Origin of the sequence: Serinicoccus kebangsaanensis (genome assembly GCF_008919445.1) — a bacterium.
GTDB classification, from domain to species: Bacteria; Actinomycetota; Actinomycetes; order Actinomycetales; family Dermatophilaceae; genus Ornithinicoccus; species Ornithinicoccus kebangsaanensis.
Genome location: NZ_VSLG01000035.1, coordinates 1 through 1,313 on the forward strand (window position 1 = coordinate 1; position 1,313 = coordinate 1,313).

At 68.5% G+C, this 1,313-nt stretch carries 1 pseudogene; it reads right to left on the reverse strand.

Annotated features, from left to right (window positions below):
- Window positions 1-1,283: pseudogene (locus FXF60_RS16375) on the reverse strand (ISL3-like element ISPfr2 family transposase); the annotation flags it as partial.
- Window positions 1,284-1,313: the final 30 nt, after the last annotated feature.

Sequence of the window (1,313 nt, forward strand, 5' to 3'; positions counted from 1 at the left end):
GGTCTCGAGCAGGCTTCGGGCGATGTAGTTGGTCAGGTTGCGGAACCCGAGTGCGGAGCCGCGCAGGTGTTCGAGCCGTCCGTTGAGCGACTCGGTCGGCCCGTTGCTGGTGCCGGGTCGTTCGAAGTAGGCGAGCACGTCAGCGGCTCGCTTCTTCAGGGTCCGGCCCAGGGTGGTGAGCTCGGTGAGCACCTTGGGGACGCCGGCGCTGAGGTCGGTGATCAGCTTCTCCATGAGCTCGCGGCCACGTTGCCGGTCCTCGTGGCGATAGGCGGCGATCATGCGCTGGTAGACACCCCAGGTCGCCTCGACCTCGACGTGAGCGTCATCAACGAACAGCGCGCGTAGCCTGTCGCTCTGCTTGTCGGTGAGCAGGTCCGCGCCGGTGTGCAGCGTGCGCCGCGACGTGTAGAGCGGGTCGTCCCTGAACCCACGGTGCCCGTGGATCGCGAGTTGGACCCGGCGCCGGCACCTGTCGAGGGCGTCACCGGCCAGGCGAACGACGTGGAAGGGATCCATCACCGTGACTGCGTCCGGGATCTCCTCTGCAGCGGCGGTCTTGAACCCGGTGAAGCCGTCCATCGCGACCACCTCGACCGCGTCACGGAAGGCGTCGTCGCGGTCGGCGAGCCAGGTCTTGAACGCCGCCTTCGACCGGCCCTCGACCATGTCCAGCAGCCTTGCTGGGCCGGCGCCACCGCGGACCGGGTGAGGTCGATGATCACGGTGACGTACTTGTCGCCACGCCTGGTGTGGCGCCAGACGTGCTCATCGACGCCAATGACCTTCACGCCCTCAAACCGCGTGGGGTCGTTGATCAGCAGCCGCTTGCCTTCAGCCAGGAGCGCGTTGTTGGCGGTGTCCCACGCGACCCCGAGTCCCTCGGCGACACGGGCGACGGTGAGGTGTGCGACCACGATCCCTTCCAGCGCCCACCGCAGCCCGGTGCGCGAGAGCTTCGCGCGTGGCTCCGCCGCGGCGCCGGTGTCTTGGCGCCACACGTGTCCGCAGTCGGCACAGCGGTAGCGGCGCACTACAACTTCCAGCACGGTCGGTCGCCAGCCCAGCGGCTCGTGGGCCAACCGCCGGATCACGGTGTCACGAGCAGCGCCTTCGCTGCCGCACCGTCGGCACCACTGATCTGGTTCCACCACGCGGCACGCGAGGACCGCACGATCCGGTTCAAGTCGTTGTCCGGTCACGCTCAGACCGAGGCCGTCGAGTCGAGCGAAGGCTGTCAGGTCAGGGCGGCCGAAGCCGGCCGGCGGGGTAGCGTCGGACACGTCGAGGTCTTTCGGATGGATGGCGTAGGA